Annotated in this window: 21 protein-coding genes; 11 read left to right on the top strand and 10 right to left on the bottom strand. The window is 55.3% G+C overall.

Annotated features, from left to right (window positions below):
• Positions 1–358: 358 nt before the first annotated feature.
• The gene (locus tag HDF16_RS31820; RefSeq protein ID WP_184216416.1) at positions 359–568 is read right to left on the bottom strand and encodes a helix-turn-helix domain-containing protein; all 210 of its coding nucleotides are present in this window, start codon (positions 566–568) and stop codon (positions 359–361) included.
• Between HDF16_RS31820 and HDF16_RS10535 the strand changes: the two genes are divergently transcribed.
• On the top strand, positions 558–1,316 hold the full coding sequence (locus tag HDF16_RS10535; protein ID WP_184216414.1) for a hypothetical protein: 759 nt from the start codon (positions 558–560) through the stop codon (positions 1,314–1,316). The genes HDF16_RS31820 and HDF16_RS10535 overlap by 11 nt on opposite strands.
• A 72-nt stretch (positions 1,317–1,388) precedes the next feature.
• A complete protein-coding gene (locus HDF16_RS10530; RefSeq protein WP_184216412.1) occupies positions 1,389–1,850 on the top strand; it encodes a hypothetical protein in 462 nt (153 codons plus the stop codon).
• 4 nt (positions 1,851–1,854) lie between these two features.
• Here the strand turns inward: HDF16_RS10530 and HDF16_RS31815 are convergent, their stop codons facing one another.
• The gene (locus tag HDF16_RS31815) at positions 1,855–2,238 is read right to left on the bottom strand and encodes a helix-turn-helix domain-containing protein (RefSeq protein WP_184216410.1); all 384 of its coding nucleotides are present in this window, start codon (positions 2,236–2,238) and stop codon (positions 1,855–1,857) included.
• 673 nt (positions 2,239–2,911) lie between these two features.
• Between HDF16_RS31815 and HDF16_RS10520 the strand changes: the two genes are divergently transcribed.
• Positions 2,912–3,619, top strand: a complete 708-nt coding sequence (locus HDF16_RS10520) for a hypothetical protein (protein WP_221312674.1) — start codon at positions 2,912–2,914, stop codon at positions 3,617–3,619.
• An 844-nt stretch (positions 3,620–4,463) separates the two neighbouring features.
• Positions 4,464–4,736, top strand: coding sequence for a hypothetical protein (locus tag HDF16_RS10515; RefSeq protein ID WP_184216406.1), 273 nt, complete (start codon positions 4,464–4,466; stop codon positions 4,734–4,736).
• A 62-nt stretch (positions 4,737–4,798) separates the two neighbouring features.
• Here HDF16_RS10515 and HDF16_RS10510 read toward each other — a convergent pair whose 3' ends face one another.
• The 3 genes from HDF16_RS10510 to HDF16_RS10500 form a co-directional block, all read right to left on the bottom strand.
• Positions 4,799–4,978, bottom strand: a complete 180-nt coding sequence (locus HDF16_RS10510; RefSeq protein ID WP_184216404.1) for a hypothetical protein — start codon at positions 4,976–4,978, stop codon at positions 4,799–4,801.
• A 235-nt stretch (positions 4,979–5,213) separates the two neighbouring features.
• Positions 5,214–5,489 (bottom strand): hypothetical protein, encoded by a 276-nt coding sequence (locus HDF16_RS10505; RefSeq protein ID WP_184216402.1) that lies wholly within the window; start codon positions 5,487–5,489, stop codon positions 5,214–5,216.
• A 336-nt stretch (positions 5,490–5,825) separates the two neighbouring features.
• On the bottom strand, positions 5,826–7,598 hold the full coding sequence (locus tag HDF16_RS10500) for an SGNH/GDSL hydrolase family protein (RefSeq protein WP_184216400.1): 1,773 nt from the start codon (positions 7,596–7,598) through the stop codon (positions 5,826–5,828).
• Positions 7,599–8,214: 616 nt separating this feature from the next.
• Between HDF16_RS10500 and HDF16_RS10495 the strand changes: the two genes are divergently transcribed.
• From HDF16_RS10495 to HDF16_RS10485, 3 genes are all read left to right on the top strand, one after another.
• Positions 8,215–8,496, top strand: a complete 282-nt coding sequence (locus HDF16_RS10495; protein WP_184216398.1) for a hypothetical protein — start codon at positions 8,215–8,217, stop codon at positions 8,494–8,496.
• A gap of 134 nt (positions 8,497–8,630) precedes the next feature.
• Positions 8,631–8,915 carry a hypothetical protein gene (locus HDF16_RS10490; RefSeq protein WP_184216396.1) on the top strand — a complete coding sequence of 95 codons (285 nt, stop codon included), beginning with the start codon at positions 8,631–8,633 and terminating at the stop codon, positions 8,913–8,915.
• A gap of 16 nt (positions 8,916–8,931) precedes the next feature.
• Positions 8,932–9,156 (top strand): hypothetical protein, encoded by a 225-nt coding sequence (locus HDF16_RS10485; RefSeq protein ID WP_184216395.1) that lies wholly within the window; start codon positions 8,932–8,934, stop codon positions 9,154–9,156.
• Between the two features lie 492 nt (positions 9,157–9,648).
• Here the strand turns inward: HDF16_RS10485 and HDF16_RS10480 are convergent, their stop codons facing one another.
• The gene (locus HDF16_RS10480; protein WP_184216393.1) at positions 9,649–9,810 is read right to left on the bottom strand and encodes a hypothetical protein; all 162 of its coding nucleotides are present in this window, start codon (positions 9,808–9,810) and stop codon (positions 9,649–9,651) included.
• A 118-nt stretch (positions 9,811–9,928) separates the two neighbouring features.
• On the opposite strand from HDF16_RS10480, the gene HDF16_RS10475 reads away from it, so the two are divergent.
• Together HDF16_RS10475 and HDF16_RS10470 are read left to right on the top strand one after the other, a co-directional pair.
• Complete coding sequence (locus tag HDF16_RS10475; RefSeq protein WP_184216391.1) at positions 9,929–10,774, top strand: response regulator; 846 nt, start codon at positions 9,929–9,931, stop codon at positions 10,772–10,774.
• A 51-nt stretch (positions 10,775–10,825) separates the two neighbouring features.
• Positions 10,826–11,002: a hypothetical protein gene (locus HDF16_RS10470; protein WP_184216389.1), complete on the top strand. Its 177-nt coding sequence runs from the start codon at positions 10,826–10,828 to the stop codon at positions 11,000–11,002.
• A gap of 284 nt (positions 11,003–11,286) precedes the next feature.
• Here HDF16_RS10470 and HDF16_RS10465 read toward each other — a convergent pair whose 3' ends face one another.
• Together HDF16_RS10465 and HDF16_RS10460 are read right to left on the bottom strand one after the other, a co-directional pair.
• Positions 11,287–11,499: a hypothetical protein gene (locus HDF16_RS10465; RefSeq protein ID WP_221312673.1), complete on the bottom strand. Its 213-nt coding sequence runs from the start codon at positions 11,497–11,499 to the stop codon at positions 11,287–11,289.
• Positions 11,500–11,600: 101 nt separating this feature from the next.
• On the bottom strand, positions 11,601–11,846 hold the full coding sequence (locus HDF16_RS10460) for a hypothetical protein (RefSeq protein WP_184216385.1): 246 nt from the start codon (positions 11,844–11,846) through the stop codon (positions 11,601–11,603).
• A 399-nt stretch (positions 11,847–12,245) separates the two neighbouring features.
• Here HDF16_RS10460 and HDF16_RS10455 point away from each other — a divergent pair, with 399 nt between their 5' ends.
• Positions 12,246–12,956: a recombinase family protein gene (locus HDF16_RS10455; RefSeq protein ID WP_221312672.1), complete on the top strand. Its 711-nt coding sequence runs from the start codon at positions 12,246–12,248 to the stop codon at positions 12,954–12,956.
• A 68-nt stretch (positions 12,957–13,024) separates the two neighbouring features.
• Here HDF16_RS10455 and HDF16_RS10450 read toward each other — a convergent pair whose 3' ends face one another.
• On the bottom strand, positions 13,025–13,528 hold the full coding sequence (locus HDF16_RS10450; RefSeq protein WP_184216381.1) for a hypothetical protein: 504 nt from the start codon (positions 13,526–13,528) through the stop codon (positions 13,025–13,027).
• A gap of 35 nt (positions 13,529–13,563) precedes the next feature.
• Between HDF16_RS10450 and HDF16_RS10445 the strand changes: the two genes are divergently transcribed.
• Complete coding sequence (locus HDF16_RS10445) at positions 13,564–13,794, top strand: hypothetical protein (protein WP_184216379.1); 231 nt, start codon at positions 13,564–13,566, stop codon at positions 13,792–13,794.
• A gap of 76 nt (positions 13,795–13,870) precedes the next feature.
• Here HDF16_RS10445 and HDF16_RS10440 read toward each other — a convergent pair whose 3' ends face one another.
• Positions 13,871–14,899, bottom strand: coding sequence for a hypothetical protein (locus HDF16_RS10440; protein WP_184216377.1), 1,029 nt, complete (start codon positions 14,897–14,899; stop codon positions 13,871–13,873).
• Between the last annotated feature and the right edge of the window lie 111 nt (positions 14,900–15,010).

Here is a 15,010-nt window from a genome sequence, read left to right as displayed (position 1 = left end):
CCTCTTCTTCGAGCGTCATAAGAGACACCTTCTCATCAGCCAACCATTCAGCCGCGTAAAACTGGAATGCTGGGCTCTTGTTCATTTGGCGCAACTCCCGGCGTTTCCACGGCGGTCTCCCCGATGTGCCGGGTAGTCACTAGCTGAGCGAGGGCGCGTGGGATTTCGGGAATTCACTCCCAAACCTGAGGGCTGTGGAATTCCGATCTTACCGGTGCGAATCTCAAGCATGAGACACCGCCCACAACAGAAGAATCAAACGATTAGCTCGCTTCGGGCAACCGGTGATAGAGTCTGACTTGGACATACCTTCCTCCTGACAACCCCTGCCGCGAGCGGGGGTTTTCGTTTTGCTTGCTCAATTTGCTGTCTCTGGAACCTTGATTGCGTTTCGCTCGCAACCGCGAAGCCACTCGACTGCGGCATCGCGACTGATCAAATTGCGACCTCCGACACGAGCTTCGCGCGGCCCTTCACCTCTTTTTCTAAGCGCGTAAAAGCCGCTTCGGCTGATATTCATCGCATGACAGAACTCGTCCACGGTGTAAGTGAGGGGATTGGACACCATTGCATTCCTCCGTATCGATCAAGACGCAGATGGATACGAAAAAGTCTTGTTTCATATCCAAGATGATGCTACCGTATCGCATATGCAGATGAATGTGGAAATTTGTGCAAATCTCGAAACGCGCCCACGTTGGATCGTTCAGGTCGATCAAGCTGGAAGCGAACCCGCCTTCGTTTTTGCTCCAGATACAGACCTGTTCTATCGAGATCCGGGAGACGATAGGCCACTTCCGCCGCTGCGACAACACCACGACATATTCGAGGTCAGCCATGCATTCTGTCGGGCGCACTCGGTGGAGGAGTGTATGGCGTTCCTGCGAAAATACGGGCCACTAGACACTCAGGACATCGCGAAGATGCCCACACGGCCCCTGCCCTTGTCGAGGTTTCAGACGGTGCGGAAAGACCATGAAGCATGGCTGCTCGGAGAGTTCGAGCCCGTATTTTCTGGCAGTGCTGGCAATGCGATGACAGCCGCAGCCTTCATAAAGACGATGCGCCAGATAGAGATACCGCCGATGCACCTGTCACTAAACGGCGGCCTTGAGGGGCGTTTGGTGTGCAAGAACGTGCAAGCCGCCATCAATGCCGCAGCCTTCATTAGTCGCGCTGAAGGTTATGAATGGAAGCGTTGCGGGTGGGAAAACTGCGACGCTCCCTTCAGAGTGAAAGGCAAGCGCACTACATATTGCTCGCCAAAGTGCGCGCAACGTCAGGCGGCACAAAGCTACAGTGATCGAAAAGGCTAGATCGAATCGCCGCCGATCCGCCGCGCCAAATTATCTTGACTGTGAGATTCTGAGCTTGCATCCTTTCGTGTCATGCATACTCTGTCACGAGTCAATGTCGCCATTACGGGCGCGCTATCCGAGCCTCGCTCTCGTTTCGCCGAACTCATCAATGCGAGCACGAACGGCTGTTTTGTCGAGTATTTGAACCTCCAGACCCACTACCTGGTTTGCGCCAAGCATGACTCACAGAAGGCAAGGAAAGCTGCGCTCTACGGCACCGCCATCATCTCTGAGGCCGAGTTGCGGGAGATCCTTGCCGACGGGGTCTTCCTCGAGACTGCCCTGCCCGCCTATGCCGCCCATAGGCTGGACAACTTTCCGGGCGCGCCTCATATGCTCACGTATCGCGATGGCTCAGGAAACTACTCGGTGCGGACGGTTGCGGTCACCGGCAGAGGCGCTTGCTCTAAGCATGAGTGGATCGGAGCCTATGATGGCTCGCGCTTCAAGACATTTCGCGCAGATCGTGTCGTCACTTTCGAGCGCCTATGACAGGCTAGGATGCCCCATCATGATTGCCTGTCTTCCGCTTGGAGCTAAGCTCACCTTTGAGTCGAATGTCGCGCCCGATCCGGGCCACTAGTTCCCTCTGACCCGTCAACCGAGCTTTACGTTGATCGGCAGTCTCCTTCGTAAAACCCACCTCGCGAAAGGCTGGGCGCACACCTAGATTTCCTGCACTCATCCGACTTTCGATCGAGGTGTAGACATTAGCCTCGATGAATTCCTGAATTGCAGCGCGACCGTACCTGACCACCTTGCCCAAACGGACATAAGCTGGCCCTTTGCCGCTCCACCGCCATGACTCCAGAGTCGTCTTAGTGACGTTCATAACCTCAGCGGCTTGAGCTGTCGTTAGATAGTCGTCAAAGCCGCGCATCAGAACTCCAGTCCGTTAGGCCAGGTAGCGGCTCGTCGATGAACTGATCGAGCCGCCGTCCCCTCCGTGCAGGCATGAATTGAGACTAAAGCCGAGCCCAGTGATTGTCAGTGGTCCATAGACCACGTAGACCAAATTTCGTTCGATCGCTACACCACGGGGCGTGCCCACCTCGACACCGAACAAGCTGTTCTTCGGCTTTCAACTGCACCAAGCCGCACGCCACGTGATACATTTCACTTCATCGGATTCCGCAGCCACCCGGCTGTAAACAGAAGCGCCCCAGGCAAGTGCGTCAACACTCGCAAGGGGCTAACCAGCAAGTTCCTAAGGGGGAACTCACATGGCTACTAAGGAAGCTAACAGCGTAGCGTCCGCAACGTCTTCAAAAACCCACACCCGCACGGCACCAACACCCATAATTTCGCGCAAGAGTAACCGAAGATCTCCAGCAAAGATTGAAACGATCGCCTCTGTCTCCAAATCTGGTATTCGCCTCGCTTTGAGCGAAGATGAGCTAAATGCTCCACGCTACGTAATCCGGAGCGGGAAGCGCTATATAGCTGGAGTACACAAGCTTACCGACAACCTCTCCGATGCGATCACAGACACTCAGAACGCCTGCAGGATCTTCGTCCACCACTTTAGTCCAGAGGCGTCGGAGGAGCCGTTCATGGTCGAGCGCCTTGTGGTCGAGCGCAATGGATTTGCGACGGGCTCCGAACCCGAGGAACCCTACGCAGCTCCCCTGCTCTCTCGCCGCGACCTCACCCGGTGGGGTGGGACGCGTCACAACAGTGCTCTCGCTGAGTGTGCTGAAGTTGAAGAGAGGCGGAGCGAGATCATTAGCGTTCACATGGACGCGTTGTCTCGCAGTCAGATGTCTAAACCCTTCGTCGACGACTACCACGCCAGCCTCGCCGCCCCTAAGGGTCTGGAGCCCGACTGGCACCTCAGTCTTTTCGCAACGCGCATCTTCTACGCAGGAGTGCTCAGCGGGCGCAAGGAGGGTGGGCGGCGCGATGACCGAGGAGAGTTAGTCCTAGATGCGCCAGGGCTCGGCCTGCGTCACGACAGCGCACTCGCGGAGTGCGCGGAGCGTGAAGAGGGCACCAGTGCCATCGATGCCTTCAGTGACCACATGACGATGCTTACCAGCAGCCCAATGTTCAAGCTGCTCGTTGACAGCTACCACGCGGACCTCGCAAAATCTGAACCCTTGGAGTCGGACTGGTACCTCGCACAGTTTGCAGCGCGACTCTTCTACGCTGGAGTGATTGCAGGGCGAAGGGAAAATGGTCAGCGCGCAGTCACCGGACATCTCATAATGGACGATCCCTGCAGCTATGAGCCGAAGGGCGCGGTAATCAACCCCGCCTAGTCGCTTCTCCTGTTCAGCGGAGAATCACTGCGCCGTCCGGCCGCCTCGATGAGGCCCGGACGGCTTTGACGCTCGACGGCATTTCAGAATGAATATCCGCTTAGTTTAGGTGAATATTGCTAGTCCAACCGTCGCGCTCGTGGACCGCATCCTAACCCTTGGACGCTAATTCAACCAGGTCACACTACTGCGGTGAATCTCACTCTAGCCAAAAACAAAAAGCTTGATAGATACCAGAGGCGCTTCCTCACACGTCGAGATCGCCCCGACGAAGCGATTTGCTGCGCGTGCTATACACCTGTGCGGGCAGGCGGTATGCACGCAACGCCCGAAGATGCTAAGGCTGGGCATGAATGTCGCGGTATCGATCTGAAAGCCATCCACAATGGGCACTAGCGCTCACTTTGATTTAGAGCGTAGGGGCCCGGCGTACACTTCTCCACTGATGACCGACAGGCCTGTATGTGTCGTCAGGGAGTCAGCTAGCTTCAGGAGAGCACCTGGCTCCCATTTTTGCGCTCCCACTCCGCAACACGCCGGATGGGTTCGGCAGCCTTCATGCCTTCCCACTTCACCGCCACGACCTGGACTCGCAAGGGATGCTTGGCTGCGCGTTGACTCGTCCTTCAGAACCTCTATACCCACTGCCATGCCCGATTCAACACTTGCGGTGCTCGCATCTCACCTTGCCACGATGGAACGGCTAGTGGGTCAGATCAGCTCCAACATCGATCGCACCCCATCGCTCATCACCAACCGCCCTCCGTACGCTCAACGCGTTACAGAATTCATATTTGCAAACCCGTGAGCAACTGCAAGACGCCCTGACCGATATTGGAGTCGAATGAGTCCCGTTGACCGCAATGCACTTCTATCCCTTTGGAAGCTCGATGAAATCCCAGCCTGCGACAAAGGCATGGAACTCTCCCAGGCGTTTCTCGTCTGCGCCGGTGAATTTGTCGACCGGTTCGGTGTCAAAGAGCCCGGCTACAGGCTCACGGCGGCGTATATGGCGAGGATTGTGACGACTGCGACGAACAGTTTTGTAAGAACCCGCAACATTTACTGCCTGATGAGGACCGCTCTGACTGGTTTTGAAAGAATCAATGACTTGTAACAATGCTTCAATAAAATTCCCAAATGTCACATCTTTGCCAGAACGTACACAGCTCGAATTGGCTAAAAACTGAGATTCAAAGCCTGGAGAATCTCATAGCCACGCTCATAGATGAGCAGGCCGGAGCAACCCACAACGCAACTCTGGTTCACATTGAAGACCGACTGCGGCAGCACCTGGCGCTGAAAGGCGTATACCAACATCAGGTGAAACTGATAGAGCGTGATTCCACCGCGGGTCAAGAAGGACAGAGCCTTCCAGTTCTCACATCCACCGATTCGCGTCGACCGCCACATTAGACCGTGAAACTTCGCCGTCTAAAGGGCGATGAGACATGCACCGACGGCGGAATGCTCATCGCCGCCCGCGTTGGGCTCTCATTATCTTTGCCTGACTACCGCCAAACTGCCCATGCAAATCGTACCCATAAGGCAGCATTCAATCAATGAACACGCTAAGTGATTAGTAGCTGCCCGATTAGCCGATATAGGAAGCACTCAACGCGACCTGCGCCTCTGGGTTGCTGTCAAGAATCAACCGTACGACTTTCAGGTCTTCGTTCTTGAAGATAAAGCTCCGTCTGAGTGCGTTTCCTACCTCATCGAATCCGTGACAGGTAGCTTGGAATCCATCCGAACCTTCGAGACTATAGGTTGACGTCAACGTGCTGGTATGAGCTTGAACTGCGCTGTTATTTCGGATTCTGATGCTGTCGACGAACTTCACCATCGCGTACCCTCCGGGGATCGACATTACATTCCCCGATCCGTCCACAGTCTAAGGGGAAAACGTGCCTTTATTTTCCACAAGAAATCAAGCTAAGTCGTGGATCTCTAATCTGTGGATTATTTTCGCCTTGTATTCGCCTAAACTCTCTGCAGATGGGCGGGGAGCGAGCATCGACAACCCGGATGCGGGAGACGCATACCTAGACGGGTACACGACCTTTTCCCGCCGAAGCTCGCCCTCTCAGAGCGTGAGCTACCGATGAAGCTTGCGGAGGCTTCGCAAACGTACGCGTCGCCTCCGCAAGATCAGGCCTGCCCCGCATAATCCGACAGCGAATCAAACTTGCTAGCCCTTGCTTATCTAGTACGCATCAACCATGCCCCGAGCTATCTGCTTCGCAATAGCTGGAAATCCCAGCGCATCGGAAGGATGAAGATGATCTCGAAGAAACAGTGCCGAGCCGTCCGGGTTTGCGATTGTGTTCAGACCAATGCCACTTGTTTTTGCAAGGTCCACAAAGAAGATGCCGCGACTCGCCGCGATGGTCTGTAACGCTGAGTTGAGGGCATCTATTTGCACGTCGGTTCCGTAGCCGGTGTAGTCGCCGCTCGGGATCGGCTGACCGGCTGGCACTTGGCGATGATACTGGCCCACGATTACCAGCTTCTTAGTCGGTGCGGCTTGCTGGATCGTATCAACAACACATTGGGCATACGCATAGAACGAATACGCGTACGGCCCAAGCCCCGGACCGGAGACCGAACTGCCTTGGGTACGATTACAACCTCCAGGCGAGTCTGTAATGCTGCCTACGACTATGTGCCCCTGCGCAAGCTCCAGAGTGTCATTAGTGCCCAGGAAGATCACAGCCTCGTCTTGGGTCGCAAGATCGGAGGCGAGCCTTGCGGTGTTTACCGTCCCTGCGTCCGCAGAGAGATACTCGGTAAATGCCTGAAAGGTTCGGCGACCAGCCTGGGCTCGATTGATTCCCGGAACAACGCCGGTTATCACGCTTGCGAGGGATTCCCAATGGACACCGGAAGGCCCATCCAGGGCACCAAGGTCGGATATGCTATCGCCGAAGACCATAAACTTCTTACCCGCCAGAGGCGTGAGCTGAACTAAAGTCGAGGCTTGCGCCTGAGCTATTGCGCGAGCCGTTTGCACGTAGGTGGACGGAAGCGTCGAGCCCGGAAACACTACCAGCGACGCGGGAGAGGTCTGGGTGAAACCGCTAATGCTTCCGCTGACATACGTGAACCTCGCGTAAACCGCTCCGGTCGGAATGGTGATAGGTGCACCGGCGGGAATCACGGCCGACCCGGTCGTTGAAAGTACGTTTTCGTTGGCATCGTAGAAGATGCTGGCAAAGGTCGAGTTGCCGATCACATCACCACTTGAAACTACGCTCGCCTGCCCCGCCACCACCATGTACCCGGTATAGAAAACGCCCGCGTAAGTGAGCGTCGCGCCGCTCGGCGTAAGGCCCGCTCCGGTCGTCACGGTCGCAACGTCAAACAGATTCGCTTGCGGCGCTCCCTGCGCGAGCGACGCGGCCGCGACAGCGCCTGCGGCACTACTCTGTAGCTGAAGTGGAGTCACCGAACCATTGATGCCCGGTGGCCCTTGTGGCCCCTGGATTATGGCCGTAGGCACCGAGGGGACCGCCAAGCCGGTATTCATCTTGCAGAAGTTGAAAACGGTGTTTCGTCCGGACACCGGAACGTCATTCAAATACAGCGGCACGCCCTTGTAATTCGTTCCCTTGTGCGTCGAATTGTCTATGACGGTGATGTGATAAAGAACCTGACTAGGCGAGGACACCGCCGGGTTGACGAGTTGCAGGCTCCCCGCCAGAGATCCTGCCGTAATCATTCGCGTTACCGGCGTAGTGACCGCCTGCCCGACGCCGTACCCGACGGGGATAGCGTTTCCGCCTCCGTCGACGCTTTGAATCTGGATTGTGCCGTCTGCGATCGGCGAGCCTGAACCATCCGTAACGCAGCCATTAGGAGCGGTCACGATCACAAATGAACCATCGCCCACGGCAGGAAGGACGGGAGATTGAGCGTGTACAACAGGCACCACGCCGGAGAGGACGAGAGGGAGCAATAGATTGCGGAGATAGCGCATAGGTCATTCATGACACCAGCGCATGAAATACGGCAATTCTTGGTTGTCGGGCACAGGAAGCGCATGAGCGCGAAACCTTCCACATCGTTTTCGCCTACGCCGCGAGTGACCATGTGCTTCTACGAGATGCCACCGGCTACCATGCGTGCTTCACCGAGGAAGGGAGACAGACGCCTGTAGGACGCTCCCGCCTGTACCGCGAAGAATCCAAGCTCTTCGACATCCTGAAAGCCGCACACGCGCCGCTAGACGCTCGACAAGCCGTAGGAATGGCGTTCGGATCGCGGCGTCCGGGGCGGGTCGCCTGAACCTAACCCCGGACCAAGTACCGGCTAAAGTTTGGCCGCTGACTCCCGGCTATGCCACCTTCGCGCGCCGCCCATTCAGCCGGACTTAGGGACCGTTTCAGCCCTTTCGACCCTTTTTCCATCGGCACGCACTAGGTCGTAGCATCTTGCAAAGTGCCTGATCCATTGATTTCAAGGAGGACGGAGTACGTCGCAGCTTGCAGGACTTCGCAATCGATGGCAGGGAAGTCCGATGCAAAGGGATAGCAAAGCGGATACCAGATTTCTGACCTTCTGAGTATCACGCAGGAGCCTCTTATACTGCTTTCATGAAGACTAAGAGTCTTGTCGCGCGAGTGATAGCGGGATACGAGGTCTGCGTCATCCTTACCGGGCCGCCCTTGCGTAATTGGGTGAAGACCTACCGCACAAGGGATGCTTGCCTCACGGACCTCTCAGCCATCGGAATCGGGACACCAGAAGAGATCGAGGACGCCCGCAAAGATGATTGGGATCGGCGAGGAGGGATGTTGATCTTCCGCTCTGACATTGAACTTCTGGCGCTCACCGTTGCCGGGTTCAAGGAGCAATTGAAGCAATACGTCAATTGAATGCTCCTCCAGCTTTCATCCAGGAACCAGCCGGTCACAAGACGATTGCAATGGCGGGTGGCTGATCGGATGGCGGTCTAATTCCATGACGGAACATTTGCTTTTGCCTTCTGCCCCATGCTTATACTGAGGTCATGAATGCTCGAAGCCTCGTCGAACCTGTGGCACAGGGTTATCAGGTCTGCGTCATTCTCTCGGACACTCCCGTCGCTCGCAGTTTCACCAAGTCCTACGCAACCAAAGGTGCCTGTCTGAAGGAACTTTCAGTCCTTGGGCTTGCGACCTATGACGAGACGGCGGAAGCTCTTTGGGACGACTGGGATCAGCGCGGGGCGGAGCTGGTATACCGGTCAGAGGCCTCCCCGCTCACGCTCCACAGTGCCGGATTCAAGGAACAGTTCAAGCCCGCGACGCTCTAGGACTAGAATCAGTCCAATGAATCGCGAAGCCCTCCTCAAGCTCTGGAACATGGACGAGATTCCAGCCTGCGACAAAGGAATGGAACTCGCACAGGCGTTTCTTGTCTCCGCCGGAGATGCCGTTTATCACCTCGGCACCGAAGAGCCCGGCGACAGGCTTACCGAGCTTGCGGCGGCATACACGGCGATGACCGAACACTATGAAGATTGCGATAACTGCAACGGGGGCGCTGAAGAGTAGCGAGCATTGTGAGATGCTGCGGAGCGGCGTAGCGTTCTAGGCATGAAAATCCATCATGAACCAATAGTTACCGACAGGATCGGTGGGCGGATCACGAAAGCCCAATGCTCGTGTGGAACGAACCTGGAACTCGGACAAGATTCAGGTTCTCCTAAACAACAAGCCAAACAGCTCACAGCGGCCTTTCTACTCCATAAGAAAGATAGGGCAATAGAACGAAAGAAACCAGCCTGAGCCGGGGAGAGACTTCAGGGCGAAGCCTTGGGTTGAGCCTTTCAGTACAGACTGTGCGTCCGACTTATGCCAGCATCCAAAGATGAAGATCAAGAGCAAAGCGGCAATGTCGGAAAAAAAGCTAATCGCCCGCATTGACAAGGAAATGCAGGAACCACGGCTGACAGAGTCGGCCCGCGTGGCCCTCAATCTGCATAACCCCTCCTCTGGCGCTCATCGATCAACCTTAGCTTCAAAATCGCCACACTCAATATCGCGCTAGTTCGGCAATGCCTTTGGCTCAAAGGATTCCGGAGTTTTCTTCGAGCGTTGGAGAGTAAGCAACTCCTTGACGGTGAATGCCGCATAGCTCTGATCGGAAAACTCAACCATGATCGTCTGATCGTCGATAAGTCCGATGTTCACAAACTTTACTGACATAAGGCTCCCACCCCTGCGGCCATTGTCTTTGAATCTCTACAGTGTTCAAAAGGGATCATACTCCTCCGTCGTCTCCATGACATACTGAGTACGTGCCAGTTGAGTAGGAGGGCATCCAATGGTCGAAACCGCTGCGCCAAGAGTCTTAGTCGTTGACGACGACGACAACCTCCGAGAAGTTATGACTTTGATTCTCGAACAAGGAGGTTTTCAGGTAAAGTCTGCGTGGGACGTGAACAGTGCCCTCGGACTTATTGGTTGTCAGACCTTCGATGTATTGATTAGCGATCTTCACATGCCGTCCGCCGGAGACGGCTTGACGGTCGTGGGCGCAATGCGCCATTCAAATCCGAAGGCCGTGACAATTATCTTCAGCGCCTACCCTGAGATGAAAGAGGCCGCAGCGGCCATTCTCGCTCAGACGGACGATATCATCGTGAAGCCAGAGGCAATCGGAGACTTGGTGAGGTTGATCCGTGAGAAATTGGAGAAAGGGAAAACCGCACCAAGGGTCCTGGCCAGCGTTGCTACGATCCTCGAAGAGAGTTCACAGACAACGATAGAGAACTGGCTCTCTCGGGTGCTTCGGGACGACTTAGTTATTACGGTTCGATTGGAAGACTCTTTACGAACGGCGCATCTCCCACAACTCATTCGTGACCTCGTGTTCCGACTCAGGAATCCTCAGCCTTTGGGGAGCCGCGCATTGATATCCTCGGCTGCCGCCGAGCACGGTGTGGCGCGAAGGGTACAGGGATACACGGCAGCAATGATGGTGGAAGAATCAAGGATGTTGCAGGTCAGCATCTTCCAGACTCTACAGAACAACCTCAACCGGGTAAATTTCAGCTTGGTCTTGGTTGGCGTCATGGAGATAGCTGACGAAGTCGATTCTCAGCTTGCCCAAGCGATGACAAGCTATGTGGCACAGTCGAAGGTCGACGCACTGCCAATCACTGCGTAACAAACATAAACGACGTTCCCTTTTCTCATAGAGCTTGAGCGGGCGGAAGTGATGAGATTGTTCATCGTGCAGGTGGATAAATTGGCTGAAGCAAGCCTTACCGTCTACCTCTCAGACGGTTCGACGGTAGAGGTAACGCTCGATGATTTATTGTGGCTGCGTTCCCAAGGAAGTTGCGATCCTGAAGCTGATCCCGAAGCTGAAGTGAACCCGAAAAAGTGGGACTAGTCCGTGCACGTCCTATCCAGGCGCGTGTGTTGGGTGAGATGATGGCGGCGATGGAGTGCTCATGCAAAGGCGGCGCGCTCATACGACAGCACCGAAGAGGATGGCTAGACGCATTCATGCGTGCGCTCAATCTCTTCCCTTGGCGTTGCACTAGCTGCGACCGAAAATCCTATCGGTTTGCGCGCCACTGACCCTTTGATGTCACTCTTTGATCCGCTGCTGCGCCCGCCAGCCCGGATTCTCCTTTTCCTAGGCGTGGCTATATGCTCGATTGCACTATCGGGTTAGCCTGCGTTGAGGGATGTCACAACAAAACCTTCGATCCTGGAGAGCACCTCGCCGTGGGCGATGCAGGCGTAACCAGCCCCAATGCTCGAGCCGACGACGCCGATACGGACCTCAAATGCCGCAGGCTGACAGCACTCTTGAGCTACGACCTCTGCAAGATCCTTGAAGTCTACTAATTCTGCTACGGGAAGTCCGGTCTTTTTGCTCATGCTGCAAGTTCTCTTCGACATGAGGGGATTCTAAACGGGCCGGGATCGCCATGGCTGCATTTGACCTCCACCCAAGTCGCCAAGCTCAGCCCGCTCCATCGCTAGTCGCGCTCGTCTTTCAAAATCCACAACGCAGTTAGAGATTCTGGGGAATAGTCAGACTTGCGGACCTTCACGGACGCCAGCAACTGCCCCAGCCTCTCGGCTTGTGCCGCCGTTCTTGGCTTGTCGTGAACTCGCAGGATGCAGCTTTCCGCGAGGTCGACTTCGCCAGCCTCCCACAACTGTCGAAGCGCTGCGTAGTCGGCAATCGAGACAGTTGTGCTGGAGTGATAACAGAAAGACATAGCCTTTGACGTAGTCTATCCCGCACTCTCCGTGTCAGAGTGCCCGCGCTTCATTTACAACACCGAGCGGCACCCGAAGCCGGTTACGTCCGTCACGGCAACTACTATGGGCAGCTCGATGTCCCTCCAGAGCCATATCGTCGCCAAAGCGCATTTCGCAAAAAACGGACCTCTACGCGCACGCGTCCTCGGTATGGGGATCATCGTCGCCTAGAGGCCCAATGCCTGCGTATGGAGCTGTTTGTTTGGTGTCTAGATGAGAATACAGTGATCTCGCGGAATCGGAATTCAAATACAGCTAGAGCCGACAAACCTGAACCCAAGTTTCGGACAGCTCAACAACTGTATCTTTGCCTCTTTTGATCCCCACATTGAATCGAAGTAGCTGCGTTGTGGTAAATGTTCCAGGAGTTTATCGTGGCGAGTGGCAAATTTGTCAGCTACCTGAGAGTTTCGACGGCACGACAGGGAGCTAGCGGTTTAGGCTTGGACGCACAGCGTGAAGCCGTCTCCCGATACCTAGCCGGGGGGAATTGGTCGCTTGTCCGAGAGATCGTGGAAGTTGAAAGCGGAAAGCGGAACGACCGGCCCGCCATTGCCGAAGCCCTGAGTCTCTGTCGACTCCATCGGGCAACACTCATCATCGCCAAGCTCGATCGTCTTGCTCGCAACGTCCACCTTATCTCGTCGCTGATGGAGGCTGGAGTCGATTTCATTGCCTGCGACTTCCCTCAAGCCAATCGCCTGACGGTTCACATCCTGGCTGCTGTAGCCGAGCATGAGGCGTTGATGATTTCGGCTCGCACCAAGGCTGCCCTTTCGGCCGCCAGGGCGCGTGGCGTTGAACTCCGGGGTCTTCGAGGCAATCGCGAACGGATGGCGCTGTTGGCGACCGAGGCCAACTCCATCAGCGCTAAGAGGCGTGCAGAGTCAGCCACTAAACGCAACGCGGATCTTATCCCCGTAATCTCGAACATCCAAGAGGCAGGGCACAAATCGCATAAACGAATCGCAGAGGAGCTGAATAGGCGCGGAATAACGGCAGCGAGAGGAGGTCAGTGGTCTGCTAATCAGCTTCGGCGCGTCATCAGACGGACTGCGCGCCCCTGACGAGAGACTCTACGGCCATCACTCACTGCCGCAATTCGCCTCCATGGAACGATCCGACCCGGCAAAATTTAGGAGCTAAGTGCGTAATGCAGAAGCAAGAACACCATGACAAAGATGGCGATCCCGCCACCGGCGCGGAACTTCATTGATTCAATCATTGGATTGGGCTTCAAGACTCCATTAAGGTTTAGAAAGCCCGGCAGGAATACAAGGAAACTCGAAACACCCAGCGCCACCAGAGTGCAGCAGATCGCGTTCTGGGCAGTTGTCAGCTCGTTGAACTTGAATATTAGAGCAACCCCCAGGAGAAGAAGTAGAACGCCAACTCCGCAAAGCGTCGACTCGCGTTGAAATTTTCGCCTTTCGATTAGCTTCATGCTGGCTCCGAACTCAAATCCTGCTGTTGCACACTGCAGGGCCAACCCCTTCCATTCGTCGGGCATGTCACTCACTGCCCTGCTGAACGCGGACATATGCGTGCCAGGAGTGGGAGGATTTTCTGCAAACCTCGCCTTGATTTCTGCTATCCGAAGGTTGACCCGTGTTAGATCCCACTTCTCTTCGTGCGTCATTCGACCGGACTGCTGGCCCGTGGAAGTCCGCGAGCATGCTTGCGAAACAACACCCGGACCATATGAGGATCAACATCGATTTCAGCATCTTGTCGCCAGTCGCGGATCCGATCTGGAATGTCCTCGAGTCTGTCGAAGTCTTCGATCCCGCCGCGATTCTTTGGCGACTCTACTCGGAAAACCTGATCGACAACCTTCTCGCTCGTCAATTCGGCAAGAGCTGCAATCAGATTCTCAACAGCACTCACATGCAGCTGCTCAGCTAACTGCGGCAGAGTGTAGACTTCGGTAGGGGAAGCGCGGTCAAAGAGCCTCCTCACCGTCCGGCGAACATCGCTCGTCCTATCGGGTGAGATTAAGGATCTGAGCCAAGGCATACTCGTAATCCTTTCGACTGCATTGCCTCATGAGGGCGAACTCGTTGTTAGAGCCAGCGATGAGAGTGTGCAGTTCTGTCGATGGCTCCGGTGAACCCTTTCTCATCAACCAAAAGCAGTCTATCTCGTCACACATAGGCGTCCCAACAGATAGAAAGCCATCCACCGCTTTATCAGATGCGCTCCCCTTGCTATATAGCTCTTGTTGCTTTGAGCCGCTTGCCATCGAAATCACATTGCCGTCTTTATCTCTTAGCTGATTATCGGCGAAACGCACGATATGGCCCATTTGAGTCCTCTTTTGGATCAGCGTGAGACGCGCCTTCGCGAGCGACATCCGCGGAAACCTCATTCTCTCGATGATCCCAGTCGACTTCGTGAAGAGGTTTTCCGCAAGTTCCTCGTAATTCACGGTGTTACGTCGAGCTTGGAGGCGGAGCTCTAAGACGCCGTCTTCTCGGACACTCATTATGTCGACAACGCGATCATGCCGCCACAGGTAAGTCTCAATTTCGCGGTCACCCTCTATGACTTTGCTCTCCCGCTCGCGATAGCTGTGCACGTCGACCGCCTTAACGACTAGCGCCCGCATGCCGCCTTTCTTAGGGGTATCGATCCGCGCTTCGACCAGCTGGAGCCCCTTCGCAACACCGACGATGCGGGGCTTAGTAAAAATCTCAGACAGATCAAGTTTAGCTAAGTTTGCCTGGAGAGTCGCTTCGTTCATAAGCGACGTCGCGTAATTTCTCGAGCTGGAGTAGAGGAAGACGTGCTGCCTGCCAAACTCCTCGGCCTCACGCAACATCCGCAGCAAATCCTCTCGGCTCAATCTCTTATCGCTCAGTAAAGTAGCCATGCGCTCAAACAGAATGGGCCATGACGGCGCGGACGATGGCAGACCTCTGTTTTCGAGATACTTTGAAACCGTTTCAAGAGTGCTGTTCTTACGCAGAAGATCAAAAGCTGTAGCGCGTTCCGAGAGACTGATGTCCAAGTTGTTACTGCTCCGCTCACATGGGATGCTCCTTTGTATCGATCAGCGAATCAGTTGGCAAGACAAAACGCTGCCCATCGATTTCTGCCGCATTCCGAGGTGTCTCATCCG

The organism is Granulicella aggregans (assembly GCF_014203275.1).
Classification (GTDB): domain Bacteria; phylum Acidobacteriota; class Terriglobia; order Terriglobales; family Acidobacteriaceae; genus Edaphobacter.
This window is presented reverse-complemented; position numbering and strand designations above follow the sequence as displayed.

Excerpts from the sequence above, each read along its gene's own strand:
- HDF16_RS10475 (WP_184216391.1), top strand. The coding sequence starts at position 9,929 with ATGGTCGAAACCGCTGCGCCAAGAGTCTTAGTCGTTGACGACGACGAC.
- HDF16_RS10480 (WP_184216393.1), bottom strand. The coding sequence starts at position 9,810 with ATGTCAGTAAAGTTTGTGAACATCGGACTTATCGACGATCAGACGATC.
- HDF16_RS10455 (WP_221312672.1), top strand. The coding sequence starts at position 12,246 with ATGTTCCAGGAGTTTATCGTGGCGAGTGGCAAATTTGTCAGCTACCTG.
- HDF16_RS10465 (WP_221312673.1), bottom strand. The coding sequence starts at position 11,499 with ATGAGCAAAAAGACCGGACTTCCCGTAGCAGAATTAGTAGACTTCAAG.
- HDF16_RS10515 (WP_184216406.1), top strand. The coding sequence starts at position 4,464 with ATGAGTCCCGTTGACCGCAATGCACTTCTATCCCTTTGGAAGCTCGAT.
- HDF16_RS10530 (WP_184216412.1), top strand. The coding sequence starts at position 1,389 with ATGCATACTCTGTCACGAGTCAATGTCGCCATTACGGGCGCGCTATCC.
- HDF16_RS10520 (WP_221312674.1), top strand. The coding sequence starts at position 2,912 with ATGGTCGAGCGCCTTGTGGTCGAGCGCAATGGATTTGCGACGGGCTCC.
- HDF16_RS10495 (WP_184216398.1), top strand. The coding sequence starts at position 8,215 with ATGAAGACTAAGAGTCTTGTCGCGCGAGTGATAGCGGGATACGAGGTC.
- HDF16_RS10505 (WP_184216402.1), bottom strand. The coding sequence starts at position 5,489 with ATGTCGATCCCCGGAGGGTACGCGATGGTGAAGTTCGTCGACAGCATC.
- HDF16_RS10485 (WP_184216395.1), top strand. The coding sequence starts at position 8,932 with ATGAATCGCGAAGCCCTCCTCAAGCTCTGGAACATGGACGAGATTCCA.
- HDF16_RS31815 (WP_184216410.1), bottom strand. The coding sequence starts at position 2,238 with ATGCGCGGCTTTGACGACTATCTAACGACAGCTCAAGCCGCTGAGGTT.
- HDF16_RS10470 (WP_184216389.1), top strand. The coding sequence starts at position 10,826 with ATGAGATTGTTCATCGTGCAGGTGGATAAATTGGCTGAAGCAAGCCTT.
- HDF16_RS10445 (WP_184216379.1), top strand. The coding sequence starts at position 13,564 with ATGCTTGCGAAACAACACCCGGACCATATGAGGATCAACATCGATTTC.
- HDF16_RS10450 (WP_184216381.1), bottom strand. The coding sequence starts at position 13,528 with ATGACGCACGAAGAGAAGTGGGATCTAACACGGGTCAACCTTCGGATA.
- HDF16_RS10460 (WP_184216385.1), bottom strand. The coding sequence starts at position 11,846 with ATGTCTTTCTGTTATCACTCCAGCACAACTGTCTCGATTGCCGACTAC.
- HDF16_RS10500 (WP_184216400.1), bottom strand. The coding sequence starts at position 7,598 with ATGCGCTATCTCCGCAATCTATTGCTCCCTCTCGTCCTCTCCGGCGTG.
- HDF16_RS31820 (WP_184216416.1), bottom strand. The coding sequence starts at position 568 with ATGGTGTCCAATCCCCTCACTTACACCGTGGACGAGTTCTGTCATGCG.
- HDF16_RS10490 (WP_184216396.1), top strand. The coding sequence starts at position 8,631 with ATGAATGCTCGAAGCCTCGTCGAACCTGTGGCACAGGGTTATCAGGTC.